Genomic DNA, 18,450 nt, shown 5'->3' on the forward strand with positions numbered 1-18,450 from the left:
ATCCTTACCCTCATATCCCCTGATAGGAATGTATTTACCTGTTTCATCCATTGCAGATGACAGAACTATAATTGAGAAGGAGACTATTCAGTTAATCAACTGATGTCATACCTCATAACGGGGACAGGAATGCCTTTTTTGAAATTTCGTCTAAAATAGTTTGCTTTTTTTATCCCCCTTATTGGGGATGCCAACAAAAAGCCCGGCAAAAATGCCGGGCTTTTCAAAGACTTTATATTCAGTGAGCTTCAGAAATCAGCTTTCGTCACCTACGTTAATACCCTTGGCTGTCAAAAGGTCAGAGGCAGAAACGTCTCCGTTATGGTCCCCGAGGTCAACGTTATAAAGGGTTATGGAAAAATCGCTCTCCCCACTAACCGTAATGGTCGTGCTTCCCGCATTTTCGTCCAAAATGACCAAATCGGCCCGATTCTCGGCCCCTGCTATTCCCAATTCATCAAACAAGGCATCCAGATTGACCACATCCTCGTTCACATCAAAATCAAGAAGGATGTCATCGCCATCGTCCACATCATAAAAATGAACGACATCTGCTCCGGCACCGCCTTCGATAACGTCATTACCGCCGCCACCGGCGATCGTATCGTCACCGCCACCGCCGACAATTGTATCAGCCCCGTCACTACCAATTGCAATTTCGGAACGGTCATCACCTTGCAGGAAGCCTGAATGCAGAACCGGTTTTCCAATTCCCTGATCAAAGCCCTGATACTCAACGGTAACATCAGCAGAATCACCATCATTTCCGTCTGATGCTTCATATCCAAAAACAACATCCGCATTTGGATCACCTGATGGTGTAACAGTCGAATATCCACCCGCAGATGTTGCTGGACTATCGACAGAGCCAACAGACAAAGCATCGCCTTCCGGATCAACATCATTCGCCAGCATGCCATATTCAGGAATATCAATAGGGGCTTCCGAATTGGTGATAACGATGTCATCGGCAGCAACAATCGGCTCGTCCTTACCGTTCACTGTGATGGTGATCGTAGCTGTTTCAGAACCTTCCTTATGAGCACCGTAGTCAAATGTTACCGTCCCTGACTGGCCATCAATCAAATCATCGAACGAAGATCCGCCCGCAGGAATATCCAAGGTGACTGTTACATTCTCTGGATCAGACGCATCAAAAATAAGATCACCGTAATCGTTTCCGAAAGCTTCAAGAGACATACTCCAGACTGAACTGCCATTATCTACCCAATTAATTACAAACCAAGTTGTAGTCACATTAGGTACAGCGACAGTCACCTGGTCCGGCATATCAAAAACGGTTCCGCCAGCATTCGGAATAAAATCCTGACCTGGCGTCGCAAGATCCGCTGTAACGCGCGCCGTAATATCCGTATCTTCATCCGTTACGAAACTGTCATCGATCAAAACAGGGATTTCCAGACCATCCACATGAACCGCGACATGTTCAACCTGTTCAGCCGTCAGTGCGCGACCATTAATAACAAGGGTATCCGATTCACCGTTCTCAACGCGATTTGCAAATTCAGCAATAGCAGCCTCATGCGCATCAAACTCAGCCTGCGTCAGGTAAAGCTCAAGTGTATCCGTGCCGCTGCCACCTGAATAAGCATCTGTCGAACCGCCGTCCTCTTCACCGGCTGTCCAGCGTAGAAGGTCGTCGTTCAGACCACCGTCCAACGTATCATCACCGACGTTACCTTCCAGCGTGTCATTACCAGCGCCACCTTCCAGAAGATCAGAACCTGTTTGGCCTGCAAGGAAATCGTCGCCTGCATCCCCGTGCAAACTATCCCCTCCACCGTTACCAAACAAGGTATCCCCGCCGGCGCCGCCGAATAGAATATCATCATCGCCGATCAGGGCATCCGCGCCATCATCGCCATATAGCAAATCATTATTGTCACCACCATACAGGACATCAAAACTTCCACTACCACCGTAAAGCGTATCATCACCCCCAGCGCCAAGCATCACATCATCGCCTGCCTCGCCATACATCAGGTCATCATCCTGACCACCATCCATGACGTCGTTGTCAGCGCCCCCATAAAGAGTGTCGTTGCCGGTACCACCATACATGCGGTCATTACCTGCATCGCCAAACATGCTGTCATTGCCGTCGCCGCCATGCATGTCATCCTGACCATCATCGCCGAACATGGCATCCTGACCGTCATTGCCGACCATTTCATCATTTCCGGCACCGCCATACATAAGATCGTCACCCTGATCACCGTGCATGTCGTCACTGGCGTCGCCGCCATGCATTATATCGTTACCGCTGCCACCGCCAATGTGATCATTACCAGCACCGCCATACATAATGTCATTGCCGTTACCGCCATGCATTTCGTCCCGACCATCGTCGCCATACATAACGTCCTGACCGTCATTGCCGTCCATTTCATCATTTCCGGCACCACCATACATTAGATCGTCACCCTGATCACCGTGCATGTCGTCATTGGCGTCGCCGCCATGCATTATATCGTTGCCGCTGCCACCGCCAATGTGATCATTACCAGCACCGCCATACATAATGTCATTGCCGTTACCGCCATGCATATCGTCCCGACCATCGTCGCCGTACATAACGTCCTGACCGTCATTGCCGTCCATTTCATCATTTCCGGCACCACCATACATAAGATCATTACCAATTCCGCCGGTCATTTCGTCGTTGCCATCACCGCCATAGAGAAGGTCATCATCTTCCTGACCATGAATTACATCAGAGCCGGCGTCGCCATAAATGGTGTCGTTACCTGTATCGCCCAACAGGAAGTCATACCCGCCATTGCCCCGTATTTTATCGGCGCCGGAACCACCCGCAACCGTATCGTTGCCGTGGCCTGCCAAAATAGCATCATCGCCGCCCTGACCAAAAATCAGGTCAGCGCCCCAACCACCATAGATCAGATCTGCGCCACCATAATTCCATTGAACTGCATCGCGATAAACTTCTGCAAAGTCTTCTGCACTGGCGCCATATCCCAGACTGCTCAGGATCGCGTAATAAAATGAATTAATGTCTTCAGGTGTAAATTCTTCTGATGCATTGCCGTAAAAACTAAGACCTGCATTATCACCATAAATAATGTCGTTTCCATCTCCGGCCACCATGATATCGCGCATATATTGTTGCGGATCACCAAACTGGTCATTTCCAAATCCACCAACGAGGATATCATCCTCTACAAGAAGAGCCCGTGGACCAAAATCACCATTTTGCTCAGGACCTCCTTTCTTACCGAAATCATTACCCCAACCACCAGAGATAATGTCATCACCTATAAGCAGGTCTCCCGTACCATACTCGTTGTAACCGAAAGGGTTTTCGTTTCCAATTTCGTCGCCCGCCTCTGCGCCGAGCAATACCTTACCCAAAGGAATAGGCTTGCCGATATCATTTCCTGAACCACCGTCCAGCGTATCATCCTCACTGTCCCGGCGCCCAAAAATCACGTCAGAACCAGTACCACCAACCATCACGTCCTGACCTTGATCATCAATAATCACGTCACCGCCGCTGTCACCCATCAACATATCGTTGCCAGCGCCGCCATCCAGATAGTCGTTATGCTCGCCGCCGCTCAGATCATTATTGTTTTCATCACCAAACAGGAAGTCCTGACCACGCCCACCATTGACCACGTCACTTTCACCGTCTGTGAAGTCATCATCATTAACGCCCACAATAATGACATTCTGACCATTATTGTCGGTTTCTTCCCCGGGCGCCGCCTCAGGCCCTTCTGCCTGACCCGGATTCATATCGTCATTATACGGGTCTTGCGGATTGGGGTCGCTAACATCATTGTTTTCGCCAATAGAATGTGTTTGACCTGTGGTCCAGTCTTCTGCTGTGTCTGTATCCGCGTTATCGACGCGGGCAAAAATATTGTTGCCAGCGATATCAAGGAAGAAAGTCTCCGCAATCGGGCTGCATTCAACCAACTGTTCTGCACTAATCGGTGCATAGGCATCAAAAATACCGGGCGCAACAACTTCCTGCAGAAGGATTTTGCCGTTAAACGTGCCGTTATCTCCAAAGATATCCAGCTCAACAGGATCTCCGCCGACCTCCGGATTGGCAAGCCAACCTGCATTGAGGCTCTCTGGCTCAAACCGGTAACCATTAGCCAGGAAAGTATCCAGTTCAACAACATCCCCGTTCACAGCCCAGCTCAGAAGAACGCCCAGTCCGCTTGACGTATCACTGCCTACTGGCCAAGCTTCACCTCCGTCAGAAACAGTACCCCCACTAACAGGGTCGCCATCGGCATCAAAGACAACGTAGACTGTCTGAACAGCGCCTTCATCTTCTTCATCGTCTCCTTCAAAAGACGCCTGCATAATGACGAGCTTTCCGTTGGCAGGCACCTCTATGACCGGAAGATCAAAAGTAACAGGATCCCCGTTTGGACCAATAATCGAAACACTGGTAACGCCGTCAGGAGAGTTTACGCCCCCATTGCCCGCCGTTGATAACGGAGCATCAGACGCATTCCGGAGCTCGATAAAGTCAACTTTGCTGCGACCTGCGAAATCAATGAAGTCGTCAATTTCCGGATTACCAAGCGCCAACAGCTTTCCGGTCAGCTCTAGATCACCTTCAGGCTCGATATCATCATAAACGCTTTTCTGAAGTGTTGGGATTTCACTCTCATCATTTGGTTTTTCCCGCAGAAACCCGAAGCGGATGGCGCCTAAACCAATTTCATTCAACAACAGATCGGGCTGTCCTGGCAAAATACTAACGAACTCTTCAATGACATCATCCCCACCGAAGCCGAGTTCCGTTGGATCAAGCAGTCCGGCAATACCAATGCCGTCACCAATGCCATCATCCCCATAAGCGCCAAAAGAAGCACCACCACCGGTACCGCCACCAGCGCCAGGACCACCGGCTGCAGGTGCGACGAGATCAGGATTAAACTCTTCCACCAGGCCGGTAACATCTGCTGCGGTCAAAACAGACCCATCAGACAGAGTTAACTGTGGCGGTAGATCCGTTCCTGCTTGAGAGAAAAAGCCTTCCAGAACAATAGAGGCCCCATCTGCAATAGAGGTGACAACAAGATTGCTACCCTCTTGCGAAAAAACGACAAGATCGGCATTGGCGATATCCAGCAGGACATTCTGCCCAGCTTCCACCACGACCAGAGTACCACTTGAACTACCTGTAACCGCGCCATTTTCAGTTTTAGCCATTTTAGTAACCTCTCACACTTCCGAGCTGGAGTGGAACAAATCTATTTATTGAAATCAATATTTCACGGATTTCGCATATTTGACAAAAAACATACAGGGGTAAAAAGAACTCGTCATACCCCATATGGGTGAATTTTAACAAAAAATTTACTTTTATTTAAAAACTCTGAAAACTTCGCCTTGAAACAAAGGAAACCTGCATCGTTTGTGAAGAGTGTGACGGAAAAACCAAGTACGGGAAGAGGCAAAAAACAAATTGTCGCATTTTTTGAGAAGAAAGATTATTGTTACATTTGTTTGTTAAAGCTTGGAACTTGGGGAAGCCAACATAATGTCTTTGAAATTTCGTATTCCAGCCGGAGAAAAAATTATTGTCAACGGCGCCGTCATTACCAACACCAGTACGAAGGCCATGCACTTCTCGTTGGAAAATGACGCTTCAATTATGCGGGAACGTGACATTATTCTTCCGGGCAATGTTAAAACCCCCATTGATGGCGTTTATCTGCATATACAGATGATGTATATCGAACCTGAAAACCATGAGGCCCATTATAGAGCCTTTCAGGAAGCCGCCCAAATCGCGTTCCTTTCCCAGAATACAGAGGACTCACCTATTAAAGCGGTTATCTTTGAGGTTGTCGGCCTTGTAGGCGAACGGAACTTCTATGGCGCATTAAAATTACTTCAAAAAGTAAGGAAGCAGGAAAGCGCGGCCTGATTTTTATTCATATTTTCAGGTTTTTCTGGACTCGCATCCCCTAAAATATTCACAATCCAAAAAAAAATTGAAAAAAATTTCGCCCTGTTTAACTGCGCGCATTTTTACAAATTGGCGGTTTTCCAAATACCCTAGTGGTTAACAAATTCTTTACATTCAATTTTATCTAATTTTCCTTCCTCAAACCCACACAGATTAACGAGTTGTTAGGAAATTCCCCGCATAGTCTGTCTCACGGTTTCGAAGTGAACCGGGGCTCAAACGAGCCGCTTTCGTTGCACAGCAACATCTCTAGAATGAGGAATTTGATAAAATGGCTTTTTCAGTAAACACTAATTCTAATGCCATGGCCGCACTGCGGTCACTTAGCTCCACTCAGAGCAACATTACTTCCATTCAGTCTCAGATTCAGTCTGGTTTGAAAATCGGAAGCGCGACAGATGATCCATCAACATTCGTGATTTCGCAAGGAATGCGCGGCGATGTAGGATCACTGAAAGCTGTTCAGGAAGGACTGAACTTTGGTAAAGCGACTGTTGGTATGGCTCTTGCTGCTGCAACGCAGATCTCAGATCAGCTGACTTCACTTCAATCAAAAGTTACTCAAGCGAAAAACGAAGGCCTGGATACAGCCGTTCTTCAGTCAGAAGCTGACGAGATGGTTGCACAGATCTCTGGTATCGTATCAAGCGCAGAGTTTAACGGTATTAACCTTCTCGACAATGGTGGCACAACATCCGGTCTTAATGTTCTTTCCGGTCTTGGCGGAACAACTTTGACGGTTGCTGAACAGAACGCTACCACAACTGGTTTGGGTATCGACGGTCTTGATTTGACCGCTGAATACGCTCGTATCACAGTTGCAGACGCCTTTAACCCAGCTGAATCAAACACTTTCACAGTGACTATTCAGGATGGTGCAAATGCGGACGTTGAAACACATATTTTTGAATTGACTGGTGACGGCAACGCGCTGACATCTGCTCCAGACGAAAGTAATGCGGTTCCTGTATTTGTCCATGCCGTTGACGTTGACTTCACAGCCAACACAGGTGACTCCGGTCAGGCAATCATTGGTAAACTTGCTGATGTAATGCGTGAAGAAGGCTTCACTGTAACAATCAACGAAAGTGGTTCATTCGACATCTCTAAAGGTGGTCAGGAACTTAACGTTGCAACAACTGTTGCCGCTGGTACAACTGTCGCTATCGACCAAGCTGGTTCAGCTTCAACCGACATTGCTGCTGCCAAAGCTAGCATCGGCGCAATCATGACGACCCTTGGTACTTATTCCAACCGTTTGGATAGTCAGGCTGAGTTTACTCAGGTCCTGTCTGATAAACTGGAAGAAGGCCTCGGAATTCTGGTAGACGCAAACCTTGCTGAAGTCTCCGCTAAACTGCAGTCTGAACAGACTAAAGAACAGCTCGGCATTCAGTCATTGTCAATTGCCAACCAGGCTTCTCAGTCTATCCTGGGTCTGTTCCGATAAAATCGGATTTCATATTGACAATCAAGGCGGCCTTCGGGTCGCCTTTTTTGTTGGCTTGTTCCCGCCAAATTAAAAACATTAACGGAATATTAATACTCCCACTGTTAAAATCATGCTTCCTGAAGTGCGCCTTTTCCACGAATACAAAAAGGCTGCTGCGGGAATGACAAATTACCGCAAGGTAGTCAGTGGCTTTTTTATTTAGGAAAAGTACAGGATCGATTATGCAGTTGTCAGCCAATAGTTCATTGCTTTGGTATAAGCTTGCCGGCACACAAAAAGACGCCCACATGAGATTGTTCGAGGCGCAACCAACAACTGCGCGTGATATTGAAAAATTCAAAGAGGACATTGTCAAGATCACCTCCGTTGAAGAGTTGATGAAAAACAGAACACTCCTTGGTGTTACCCTTTCAGCCTTTCAGCTTGAAAGCGAGATTGACAAAACAGCGTTCGTCAAAAAAATGCTGACGGAAGATCCTGAAAGTGATGACAGCCTTGTTAATAAACTAGTTGAACCGCGTTGGACAAAGCTGTCTAAGGCCCTTTATCCTTTAAATAGCGATCCTGCATTTTTTCAGAACGAGAAAAATGTAGATGCTATTCTGGAAGGGTACAAAACCAACGAGTTTGAAAAATTTGAAGGAACAAATGCGCCTGGCGTTCGTGAAGCCATGTATTTCAAACGTATCGCAGGAGATGTAACTGAGATCCCGCAGGTTCTGGCAGACAAATCCCTGATGACAGTTGTTCGTGTGGGCCTCGGGCTACCCGAAAGCTTTCAATCACTTACCTATGAACAACAAAAAACCCGCCTGGCAAAAGAAGTTGATATCGAAGATTTCGCGGATCCCGCCAAAATCGACAAAATGATTGAACGTTATTTGATCATGACAGAAATCAACAATACGGACGCGGCCTCAAATCCAATGCTGACACTCTTTCAGCCCGTTGGCGGCGGTGGCGGCAGTATTGGCCCGCAACCGATCTCCCTCAATCTGAATGTGTAAAAAAATTCCTTAGATTTTTGTTAACTATAAGTCCTTATGGTTCTCTGATCGAGACATATTGGGCAGGAAAGCATGCAGGATTTTTCTACTAAGGAACAAAAAAAGTTCCATAAGCTGGCGATCAATGCCGCAAAATTCTATTCAAATCATCGCATTAGCGAGGCCCGGCGGCCCGTAAAAAGCCTGCTTGAGAGCAAATGGTCAGACCCCATGCAATTCTTTCAAACCGGAATTGCCGCCTATAATGCCTCTGATCTGGAAAGTTCTCTCGCTCTTTACAAGCGAACATTGACCCTTCCCGGAACAGAAACGGTAAAGCATTCGGATGTCCACTTGGCGATGGGACTCGTCTACGCTGCAAAGCGCGACTATGAAACAGCTATTCAACATTATGACAAAGCCTTCGAAATCAATCCTCAGGATGCAAACATTCTCAACAATAGAGCGATTGCAAATTCCAGGCTGGGAAAACCGGAAGATGCCTTTCAAGATTTAAAGAAAGCATTTTCGATTTGGCCACATAACACAAACATTCTGCTTAATCTTGTGCGGGCGTACCGCGAAAAAGGCGAAACTGAAAACGCCTTGAAGCTTCTGGAAGAAAATCTGCCGTTTAACCCTGATAATGTGGACATTCTGGTTGCCATCGGGAACATCAAAAAACTGACGAACCCCTTTGAAGCCATTCCTTACTATCGCAAAGCAACCCAGCTTGACCAAAACCATACGGTTGCCTTTAATCAGTTTGCTGGCCTGTTCGACCTTATGGGGAACATGAGTACCTATGATGGATTGGATCACGACCTTCTGACGTTGTTATCCAATGATCGGGTCCAATGGAAGAAACTCCATACGGCCATACCGCGACACCTCAAAGCACAACCGGATTTTGCGGAATTACTTCCATTGCTTCAGCAGTCTGTCAACACGGCCAAACCAGCTAATCTGGATTTTGGCAAGGTTGTCAAATGTATGACGAACAATGTGTTGCTGGCAGGGATGAAACGCATTCGTTTGACCGATCCATTTATTGAACGGTTGCTGGAAACGTTCCGGCGCCAGACATTAACCGCCCTTGTAAGCGATATTGAGCTCGACAAAAATCTTTCTTCGCTGCTGCTTGCCGTTGTTGCACCGCTTGTGAACTACAGTTTTTCGTCTGAATATGTTTTCTCGGAAACCAAGGCGGAAGCGGAAGCCTGCCAGAGTCTTCTGGACACCTTGAAGTTGGTTGGCAAAAAACCTACTGAAAACGACCTTCTGAAATTTTCAATTGTCGCCTGTTATCAACAACCATATCGAAATGACACGCTTGTCTCCTTGGCCAAACGCTGGGGGAAAACAGGGAACGCTGCCTTTGACTCATTGATTGAACAAACGATTAACGAGCCTTTATACGAGCAAGACCTCTACCCGAAAATTCCGCAGCTAACACCGATCAATGACGCAATATCATTGTCTGTGCGCGAGCAATATGAGGAAAATCCTTATCCCAGATGGAAACATTTCCCCTTTTTAGGCAGCACCAGCCTGCAGAATAACCTGATCACCATTCTTCCTTCACTAAATGGGCAGACACCAAACTTCCCGGAGAATCCAGAAGTCCTGATCGCAGGTTGCGGCACTGGACAACAACCCATTTCTACTGCGCTCGCCTTTCCAGAGGCCCGACTGACAGCAGTTGACCTTAGTCTTGCCAGTATTGCGTATGCAAAACGCAAATCTAAAGAAATGGGGGTCAAGACCGTTCAATATGGTCAGGCTGACATTATGGAACTGCGGCAGCTCGATCGTCAGTTTGACGTTATTGAGTGTGCGGGCGTTCTTCACCATATGCACGACCCGATTGCTGGCTGGGAAGTTTTATGTGATCTGTTGCGAGATGACGGCTACATGCTCATCGCATTGTATAGTGAGATCGGTCGGCAAGATATCGTTGCTGCCCGACAGTTCATTGAAGACAATAATTTTACCAGTGATGCCCATGGAATTCGCACCTGCCGCCAGACAATACTTACCCTGCCGGATGACAATTTGGCTAAGCATGTCAGTCGTCATGGTGACTTTTATTCAACGTCGGCCTGCCGGGACTTACTGTTTCATGTTCAGGAACACCGTTTTACTATTCCTATGATCGAAGCAGCTCTCGAAAAACTTGGCCTGGAATTTCTGGGCTTCACTATCGCGTTCCAGCACCAGGAGGATGCTTACAAAAAAGCCTATCCTGAGGACACGAACCTGACAAACCTGAAAAACTGGGAAGCCTTTGAGAAAAAGAACCCGGATCTTTTCTCTGCAATGTATAAATTCTGGGTCAGGAAAAAGAGATAAGAGATTGAAACTCCTAGATAGGAATAAAGCGGGTGATTTCGTCACCCGCTTTTTTTGTGACTCTGGTCTATCCTTTCCTAGTTTAGCCCGGCAACTCTTTCCCCGCTAAGAAGAATCTACCATGTTCACGTTTTGATTCATCACACACTTCCCATCCAAAACTTCAAAACCCCCACAAAACTGCCATTTTTTAAAACTGGCACACCTTTTGCTTTTAGTCCTGTGAGTGAAATTGTAATCGAATGATTGCGAGTTGAAATTGCTACAGGAGAAGAAAAATGGCTTTTTCAGTCAATACAAATGTAAGCGCAATGGCGGCTCTCCGCACATTGACGATAACACAAAGTGCTTTGAACAGCACACAGAGACAAATCGAAACCGGCCTTAAGGTCGCCGAAGCCAAAGACGATCCATCAACCTTCACGATTGCCCAGGGCATGCGCGGAGATGTTGGTTCTTTGAAAGCCATTCAGGAAGGGCTTTCTTTTGGTCAAGCAACAGTAAATATGGCCAATGCTGGTGCGTTGCAGATTTCAAACACCATCATTGATATGAACAAAAAAGTGACTCAGTCCTTCAATGAAGGCCTGGATATCACTGTTCTTCAGGAAGAAGCCGACGCTCTTGTCGCTCAGATCAATTCAATTGTTGCCACCACGATCTTTAACGGTGTCAATCTGATCGACGGCTCTGGCACAGACCTTGAAGTATTGTCCGCTCTCGGCGGTGTTACACAAACAGTAACCTCTCAGGATGCGACAACAGCCACTTTGGGTCTTTCAGGTTTCGACCTTTCAGCAACAGCATCCGTTATCTCAATTGACGATAACTATGCAATCGCTGAAAATGACGTTTACACACTGACTTTATCAGATGCAAACGGAACCACTGCGATCCACCGCTTTGAAATCACTGCGGACGGTAACGCCCTGACTTCTGCACCGGATGAGAGTGCAACACCGCCAGTATACGTGCATGCCGTGACGGTTGCCCCAGGCACCCAGTCAGTGCAAGAAATGACCGGTATTATGGCGGGCGTCATGCGTCAGGAGGGATTCGCTGTAAAAATTGGTGAAAGCGGCACAATTTCCATTTCACATGGTCAAAATATTGCAGTTTCTGCTGCCAATGGCGGTAACGATCTGACAACAACACCAGCCCCACCAAACGCTATTATCAATGCAATTGATAACACTGGTAACGACCCACTGGCTGTTCTTGAAAATGCAGAAATGCTTGTTGGACAGATCATCACAACGCTTGGTACTGCGGCTAACCGCTTGGATAGTCAGTCAGAATTCACCCAGCTGCTTGTTGATAAACTGGAGGAAGGTCTTGGTATCCTGGTGGACGCGAATCTAGCAGAGGCCAGTGCCCAACTTCAGGCCCTTCAGACCAAGGAACAATTGGGTATTCAGTCCTTGTCAATTGCCAACCAGCGGCCACAGTCAATCTTAAGCTTGTTCCAGTAAGGGTTTCGTAAGGATTTTCGGTGAAAATCCAAACTCCCTTAGGAAATAGTAGAGTTATAGAATGTCTGTAGCAGCCTATCAAAACGCAAGTCGTGTTACCGAGAATCCGAGACAAACGGAATATCGGGCATTTGCAATCTTCACTCGTGCTTTGGAAGAAGCTGAGGCAGAAGGTCCAGTCGCAGTCGTAAAAGCCGTCGCTGACAACCGTCAACTTTGGCTCACCCTGCAAATGGACCTGATCTCTCCTGAAAACGGGCTCCCAAAAGAGCTTAAAGCCCAGCTTCTTTCCATCGCTATTTGGGTGAACAGATACAGCGACAATGCAATGAAAGGCGAAGCGTCATTGGAGCCTCTGATTTCAGTCAATAAAGAAATAATGGAAGGCCTGCGCGGTGCTCCAAAAAATGATCAACCATCAGAAGAAACAGCGCCTGGGAGCGTAAATCCGGTAAAGGCATAAGGCCTCTCTGGTATCCCTCAAAATTTCAAATACAACATAGCCGCTCATGACCTATTCCGGTACTATGCTTAAAACAAGCCAGTCAAGCGCCGGATGGAAAAATGAGTTGGGAAAAAGAAGTAAACGAACTAGCCCGCATTCGTGAACTCGCGAAAAAACAAGGCGGAGAAGATGCTGTAAAAGCACAGCATGATAAAGGTCGATTATCTGTTAGAGAACGCCTCGACCGCCTCCTCGATCAAAACAGTTTCAAAGAACATGGCAGCCTTGCAGGCGCCGCCACCAGAAACGATGCTGGCACCTTAACTGATTTCACCCCCGCAAATTATGTAACCGGCCTCGGTAAAATTAACGGCAGACAGGTTGCTGTCGGGGGCGAGGATTTCACATTAAAAGGCGGCTCACCGAATGCCGCAGGCCTTAGAAAAAGTGTCTATGCTGAAGAGATGGCGCTCAACTATAAAGTCCCCTTGGTCAGGCTTCTGGAAGGCGGCGGCGGCAGTGTCGCAAGCGGCAAAGGTCAACAAGGTCCTGTTGGAAGTCCTGTTTATGAAAAGCCAAGATTTCAATCAATTTCCAAGCTCATGAGCATCGCTCCTGTTGCGTCTGCGGCCGTTGGGCCGGTAGCGGGCTTTCCCGCCGCGCGCTTCGCAGCATCTCATTTTTCTGTGATGACCAAAGAAATCTCTCAGGTGTTAATCGCCGGGCCAGCGTTGGTTTCCCGTGCCCTTGATGTCAATCTGAGCAAAGAAGAATTGGGAGGTGTTGCCGTTCACGCCAGAAACGGTGTCTGTTCAAACATCGCAAAAGATGAGGATGATGCTTTTCAACAAATCCGTCAGTTTTTGAGTTACCTGCCGACAAATGTGTGGGAACTGTCAGCGAAAACGCCATGTGACGACCCGGTCGACCGGTGTGAGGACAAATTATTAGATATTGTGCCGCGTAACCGCAGACAGCCTTTTGACATGCGAAAAATTATCAAATTCACTGTCGATACGGGCAGTTTCTTTGAAATGCATAAATCCTATGGACCAAGCCTGATCACAGCCTTTGCGCGTCTCAACGGACAGGCTGTTGGGGTTATTGGAAACGATTGTCGGTATTATGCAGGTGCGATGAGTGCGAGCGCTGCTGAAAAAACACGTAAATTTATTGAACTATGTGATCTTTTCCATCTACCCATTTTGAATTTTGTGGATGAGCCTGGCTTTATGATCGGGCCTGATTCTGAAAAAGCCGGAACAATCCGCTATGGTACTTCTGCCGTTGCGGCCGCTGTTCTGTCGGTCGTACCCTGGGCCACAATTGTCGTAAAAAAAGCCTTTGGTGTGGCGGCAGCTGCTCATTTTAGTGATGACGGATATGTCCTTGCCTGGCCAAGTGCGGAAATGGGGGCCCTTCCTGTAGAAGGCGGTGTCGCAGTTGCCTTCCGGCGACAAATCGCCGAAGCAGAAGATCCGGACGCAAAACGGGCTGAACTTGAAGCAGAGCTTGCCGCAAAACAATCCCCTCTTCCGCGCGGGGAAAGTTTCAGCGTTCATGATGTTATTGATCCGCGGGAGACACGCCCTCTTTTGTGTGAATGGCTGAATTGGGTAACCCCCAGCCTGGAAGCCTTGAAAGGTCCCGTCACATTCGGCTTTCGACCTTAACAAGCGGATGATCCTTTGCTAGGCTCAAAAAAAACAGAAACCACGTTCGAGGAGATCACCATGCCTGCCAACCTGACCGTAACGATTGATAGCTGGGAGAACGGACAAGCCATTCCCGGAAGATTTGCATTTGGCGTTCCGGCCACCGAAGGACATGTCGCGCTGAGTGATAACAAAAACCCTGAGATCCAATGGTCAGGGGCGCCGGCAGGAACAAAAAGTTTTGCGCTGATCTGCTCTGATCCGGATGTCCCCTCGTCAGGAGATGATGTCAATCAGGAAGGGAAAACAGTGCCCGCCGATCTTCCAAGGGTCGATTTCTATCACTGGGTAGTATCGGATATCCCAGCGGACCGCACCAGTATTTCAGAAGGAGAAGACTGTGACGGCATTACCCCTAAAGGAAAAACGCCAGGCGAAAAACCATACGGCATTACTGGCTTGAATAATTATACGGACTGGTTTGCCGGCGACGATGATATGGGCGGCAACTATGGTGGGTATGATGGCCCCTGCCCGCCGTGGAACGATAGTATCGTTCATCACTACCATTTCACCGTATACGCCCTCGACATTGAAACAACGCAGCTTAAAGGAAACTTTGGTGGACCAGATTTACTGGCCGCAATGGAAGGCCATATCTTGGCGCAGGGTGAGCATGTCGGCACCTATAGCCTGAACCCGGCCGTTTCCTACTAACAGGACAACCAGTCCCGATTAACCTGAACAGGGCTTAACCCAACACATGCCGGAAGAGCGAACGTCCAAGAAACCGGGCCTTCGTTCCGGCTGGCAAACGCTTGAAGTTGGTCTTTACGGTTCCTTTCGTGAACGCTGTCTTTTTGGAATAATCAATTTCAACATCAACGACCACCGGCTTTCCTGTCGCGGCGATGCTGGCAGCCTCAGCCATGGCATCAGCAGGAGTACTTTGCCCAGACATTTTTAAAAAATGGGAGCCTGTCGCCGTCGCCACCCCTGATAAATCCAGTCCGCCCAAAATAGTACAGGGCTTGCGGTTATAGGGGATCGCCTGTGCCTGGGATATCTGGGAAAGCTCCCCATCATTAAAGACAAAAATTATGACGCCAAGGCCATTTCGAGTAGCCGTCAATAACTCCATACAGGTCATCGTAAATGCACCATCCCCCACAATCGCCGCGACCTGTCGGTCAGGCTGGGCTATTTTCGCCCCGATCGCGGCCGGCACTGCATATCCCATGCAGTTGAAATCAGAGGGGCAGATGAATTTCTGCTTTTCTCCAACCGGGAACAGCTCCGCCGTCAAAAAAGTATGATTACCGTCATCCACCGCAAGAATGGCATCCGGCGATAATTCCCCCTTCAGATCTGCAAAAAATCGTGCCGGATTGACGCGCTGTTTACTGTCATGATCCAGCCATTCTTGAAGATAATCCTGTTTCGATTGAGCAATGATAGCCGGGACTTCACTATTTTCGCGCACTACTTCCCCACTGTCATTCCCAAGGGCGGCAAGCAATCGATCCAAAACAAGACCGCTATCACCAACAAGCCCGGCTGCCGCCGGATAATTGGCGTTTATGACATCTGGATTTATGTCTATATGGATAAGGTTTTCAGGAATTTCACACCCAAAACTGCCCGTTGGAATTTCACTGAAACGGGTTCCAATGGCAATCAGGCAATCCGTATCCCTGAACGCATTTTGCGCCGCCGGGACGCCGGATGGGCCAAACCCCATTCCCGTATGCAACGGATGCTCTGACGGGAATACAGAGAGCCCCTGTAATGTTGTCGAAACAGGAGCTCCCAATCGATCAACCAGAGTATGCAACTGTTTCCGCGCCCCCATGGCGCCCCAACCCGCAAAGACTGTTGGTCGTTTTGCCTTGCGGATTAACGCGACCGCTTTCTCAATGTCCCCCTGGATCGTGTCGCTGATATGGGGAGGATTTTTCTGGAAATCCGGCATCGCGCTCACCGTACCGGACATCAGTTGTATATTAACCGGGATTTCCACGAAAACCGGACCAGGCTCTGATGATGTTGCAGTTTGATAAGCTTCATATAGCATCGGAATAACGTCTTCATGACTTTGAACATGAAACGTCGCTTTCGTCAGTCCTTTCATAAACTGGTGCTGGTCCATCTCGTGAAGCTGGTATCCATAGTCCAGATCATTACGAATGCCACCGCATATAACCAGCATCGGAATGCCGTCCAGATACGCTTCGCCAATACCGCTTGCAGCATGTGTTAATCCCGCGGCTGGCACAACAACCAGCGTCCCGATATGGTTGCTTACACGGCTGACAGCATCTGCCATGAAAGCGCCTCCGCCTTCATGTGTCACCATAATGGGTGTGATCTGCGTTGAATTATTCAGTTGATCGTAAAGTTCAGTGTTATGGACACCTGGAATGCCGAATGTATGTTGAACTCCAATTTTTTCCAAAGCAAAAACAGCAAGCTCCGCTCCCGTTTTCTTCATTTCATTCCCCTTTTACGATTGACCGAACGGCATGCCGCGCTGTCAGGATGCATCCCCCAAGGAATGTACCTTCCAAAGCGCGCAGCCCATGCGCCCCCCCGCCCCCAAATCCGGCCGCCTCTCCGACGGCGTATAATCCACTTACCGGCTCACCCGTTCCATCAAGCACCCGACTTTGCAGGTCCGTTTGAATACCACCAAGGCTTTTCCGACTAATAATAAACTGGCGAATAGCGATTAACGGCAAGGCTTTTTCATCAAGGATCTTTTGCTGTTTTAATGTTCTAAGCTTATCCCCGCGATACTGCCGCAAATGCTGTATCCGTCTTAACTGGTCATCATTTCGAAGAGACACCGGGCGTTCCAGTTGGGCATCATACGCGTGAATATCACGTGCCATCCCTGCAGCATCCACTTGTACCGGATTACCCATATTATTCATTTTTTCAGCGAGTTCGCTGACGGAGCTCGCAACGATAAAATCCGCGCAATTTTCAAGCATGTCTGACAGAAGCGGCTTATTTCCAAACAGCACAGTCAGAATAAATTTCAATTTCTGTTTATCGCGCACGGACGGATTAAACTCTGCGCCGGAAATCGCCAACTCTTTCAATGCAATTTTTTTATTCATTATTGCCCAGGAATATTTATGCTCCTGCGCACAAACCCGCCGAACCAGTTCCCAAGTATCAAATCCCGATACCAATGGTTCAGGACCAAATCGACGCCCACGGGCATCCATCCAAAGGGCAGACTTGCTTGGTACAAGACTTAAGCCATGCCTTTCTTTTCTCGGCCTTGGATGATGGACTCCGGCGGCGTAATTCCACATACGATCCAGATGAGAAACGGTCCCGCCTACTTGATTGGCGGCCTGATGGATTTTTCCGTCTGCAAATTTATGAGAACCGTTCAAGACACGATCAGGGGCTGTTTTTCCCCATCGTTGTGGCCAGTGCTCTCGGATCATTTCATCGTTTCCGTTAATACCGCCTGAGGCGATGATCACGATTGGCGCTGAATAGGAAAAGGCATCACCGGTCGCTTCGCAATAGCCCTGTACACCAGCAACGGCTCCCCCCGTTTTGTCGAATGCCGTGACACATTTTTCAAATATGATCTCGATATTTTTTGATTTGATATGGTCGCGCAAATGTGCGACGAAAATCGAGGACAGTTCATGTCCGGATCCCCAGACCAGATGGAAACGAGGCACCGAATTGCCGGGTTGATATTGACCGCGTTCCACCCAATTGACCACAGGAAAGAAGTCTACACCTCGATTTGTTACCGGCTCGTATATATCTGAAACACTGTTTTCAACGTAACATTGCGCCCATTTCCTGGGCCAATGATCCCCTTCGTCAAATTCGGCGAACTGACACCAGTCTTGCCAGGCAAGCTCTGGGCTGTCTTTTATTTTTCCTTTGCGCTGCTGCGGACTATCAACGAAAAACATGCCCCCAAAACTTTCCTTCGCAAGCCCCCCTAGATTTTCTTTTTTGTCCCGATCAAGCAGCAGTATTTTTTTGCCATTTTCGGCAAGTTCAAGCGCGGCAACAATACCTGCAATTCCCGCACCGACAACAATGGCATCATGTTTTCCCGTCATTATT

Annotated in this window: 11 protein-coding genes; 8 read left to right on the plus strand and 3 right to left on the minus strand. The window is 48.1% G+C overall.

Going from position 1 to position 18,450, the window contains the following annotated elements:
- Positions 1 to 255: 255 nt before the first annotated feature.
- The gene (locus OIR97_RS15505; RefSeq protein WP_169543139.1) at positions 256 to 5,217 is read right to left on the minus strand and encodes an Ig-like domain-containing protein; all 4,962 of its coding nucleotides are present in this window, start codon (positions 5,215 to 5,217) and stop codon (positions 256 to 258) included.
- A gap of 331 nt (positions 5,218 to 5,548) precedes the next feature.
- On the opposite strand from OIR97_RS15505, the gene OIR97_RS15510 reads away from it, so the two are divergent.
- The 8 genes from OIR97_RS15510 to OIR97_RS15550 all read left to right on the plus strand — a co-directional run bounded on the left by OIR97_RS15510 (position 5,549) and on the right by OIR97_RS15550 (position 15,060).
- Positions 5,549 to 5,938 carry a flagellar biosynthesis repressor FlbT gene (locus OIR97_RS15510; RefSeq protein WP_169543140.1) on the plus strand — a complete coding sequence of 130 codons (390 nt, stop codon included), beginning with the start codon at positions 5,549 to 5,551 and terminating at the stop codon, positions 5,936 to 5,938.
- Between the two features lie 313 nt (positions 5,939 to 6,251).
- A complete protein-coding gene (locus OIR97_RS18715) occupies positions 6,252 to 7,430 on the plus strand; it encodes a flagellin (RefSeq protein WP_169543141.1) in 1,179 nt (392 codons plus the stop codon).
- A gap of 224 nt (positions 7,431 to 7,654) precedes the next feature.
- On the plus strand, positions 7,655 to 8,440 hold the full coding sequence (locus OIR97_RS15525; RefSeq protein WP_169543142.1) for a DUF1217 domain-containing protein: 786 nt from the start codon (positions 7,655 to 7,657) through the stop codon (positions 8,438 to 8,440).
- Positions 8,441 to 8,512: 72 nt separating this feature from the next.
- On the plus strand, positions 8,513 to 10,771 hold the full coding sequence (locus OIR97_RS15530; RefSeq protein ID WP_169543143.1) for a methyltransferase domain-containing protein: 2,259 nt from the start codon (positions 8,513 to 8,515) through the stop codon (positions 10,769 to 10,771).
- Positions 10,772 to 11,049: 278 nt separating this feature from the next.
- On the plus strand, positions 11,050 to 12,243 hold the full coding sequence (locus OIR97_RS15535) for a flagellin (RefSeq protein ID WP_169543144.1): 1,194 nt from the start codon (positions 11,050 to 11,052) through the stop codon (positions 12,241 to 12,243).
- Positions 12,244 to 12,304: 61 nt separating this feature from the next.
- Positions 12,305 to 12,706 carry a flagellar biosynthesis regulator FlaF gene (gene flaF / locus OIR97_RS15540; RefSeq protein ID WP_169543145.1) on the plus strand — a complete coding sequence of 134 codons (402 nt, stop codon included), beginning with the start codon at positions 12,305 to 12,307 and terminating at the stop codon, positions 12,704 to 12,706.
- 101 nt (positions 12,707 to 12,807) lie between these two features.
- Positions 12,808 to 14,361 carry an acyl-CoA carboxylase subunit beta gene (locus tag OIR97_RS15545; protein WP_267177732.1) on the plus strand — a complete coding sequence of 518 codons (1,554 nt, stop codon included), beginning with the start codon at positions 12,808 to 12,810 and terminating at the stop codon, positions 14,359 to 14,361.
- Positions 14,362 to 14,421: 60 nt separating this feature from the next.
- Positions 14,422 to 15,060 carry a YbhB/YbcL family Raf kinase inhibitor-like protein gene (locus OIR97_RS15550; RefSeq protein WP_219821556.1) on the plus strand — a complete coding sequence of 213 codons (639 nt, stop codon included), beginning with the start codon at positions 14,422 to 14,424 and terminating at the stop codon, positions 15,058 to 15,060.
- A 34-nt stretch (positions 15,061 to 15,094) separates the two neighbouring features.
- On the opposite strand, the gene OIR97_RS15555 is transcribed toward OIR97_RS15550, so the two are convergent.
- Positions 15,095 to 16,834 carry a thiamine pyrophosphate-binding protein gene (locus OIR97_RS15555; protein ID WP_169543146.1) on the minus strand — a complete coding sequence of 580 codons (1,740 nt, stop codon included), beginning with the start codon at positions 16,832 to 16,834 and terminating at the stop codon, positions 15,095 to 15,097.
- 1 nt (position 16,835) lies between these two features.
- A complete protein-coding gene (locus tag OIR97_RS15560) occupies positions 16,836 to 18,446 on the minus strand; it encodes an FAD-binding dehydrogenase (protein WP_169543147.1) in 1,611 nt (536 codons plus the stop codon).
- Positions 18,447 to 18,450: the final 4 nt, after the last annotated feature.

The organism is Sneathiella aquimaris, from assembly GCF_026409565.1.
Lineage (GTDB): Bacteria > Pseudomonadota > Alphaproteobacteria > Sneathiellales > Sneathiellaceae > Sneathiella > Sneathiella aquimaris.

Excerpts from the sequence above, each read along its gene's own strand:
- OIR97_RS15505 (WP_169543139.1), bottom strand. The coding sequence starts at position 5,217 with ATGGCTAAAACTGAAAATGGCGCGGTTACAGGTAGTTCAAGTGGTACT.
- OIR97_RS15510 (WP_169543140.1), top strand. The coding sequence starts at position 5,549 with ATGTCTTTGAAATTTCGTATTCCAGCCGGAGAAAAAATTATTGTCAAC.
- OIR97_RS18715 (WP_169543141.1), top strand. The coding sequence starts at position 6,252 with ATGGCTTTTTCAGTAAACACTAATTCTAATGCCATGGCCGCACTGCGG.
- OIR97_RS15525 (WP_169543142.1), top strand. The coding sequence starts at position 7,655 with ATGCAGTTGTCAGCCAATAGTTCATTGCTTTGGTATAAGCTTGCCGGC.
- OIR97_RS15530 (WP_169543143.1), top strand. The coding sequence starts at position 8,513 with ATGCAGGATTTTTCTACTAAGGAACAAAAAAAGTTCCATAAGCTGGCG.
- OIR97_RS15535 (WP_169543144.1), top strand. The coding sequence starts at position 11,050 with ATGGCTTTTTCAGTCAATACAAATGTAAGCGCAATGGCGGCTCTCCGC.
- flaF (WP_169543145.1), top strand. The coding sequence starts at position 12,305 with ATGTCTGTAGCAGCCTATCAAAACGCAAGTCGTGTTACCGAGAATCCG.
- OIR97_RS15545 (WP_267177732.1), top strand. The coding sequence starts at position 12,808 with ATGAGTTGGGAAAAAGAAGTAAACGAACTAGCCCGCATTCGTGAACTC.
- OIR97_RS15550 (WP_219821556.1), top strand. The coding sequence starts at position 14,422 with ATGCCTGCCAACCTGACCGTAACGATTGATAGCTGGGAGAACGGACAA.
- OIR97_RS15555 (WP_169543146.1), bottom strand. The coding sequence starts at position 16,834 with ATGAAGAAAACGGGAGCGGAGCTTGCTGTTTTTGCTTTGGAAAAAATT.
- OIR97_RS15560 (WP_169543147.1), bottom strand. The coding sequence starts at position 18,446 with ATGACGGGAAAACATGATGCCATTGTTGTCGGTGCGGGAATTGCAGGT.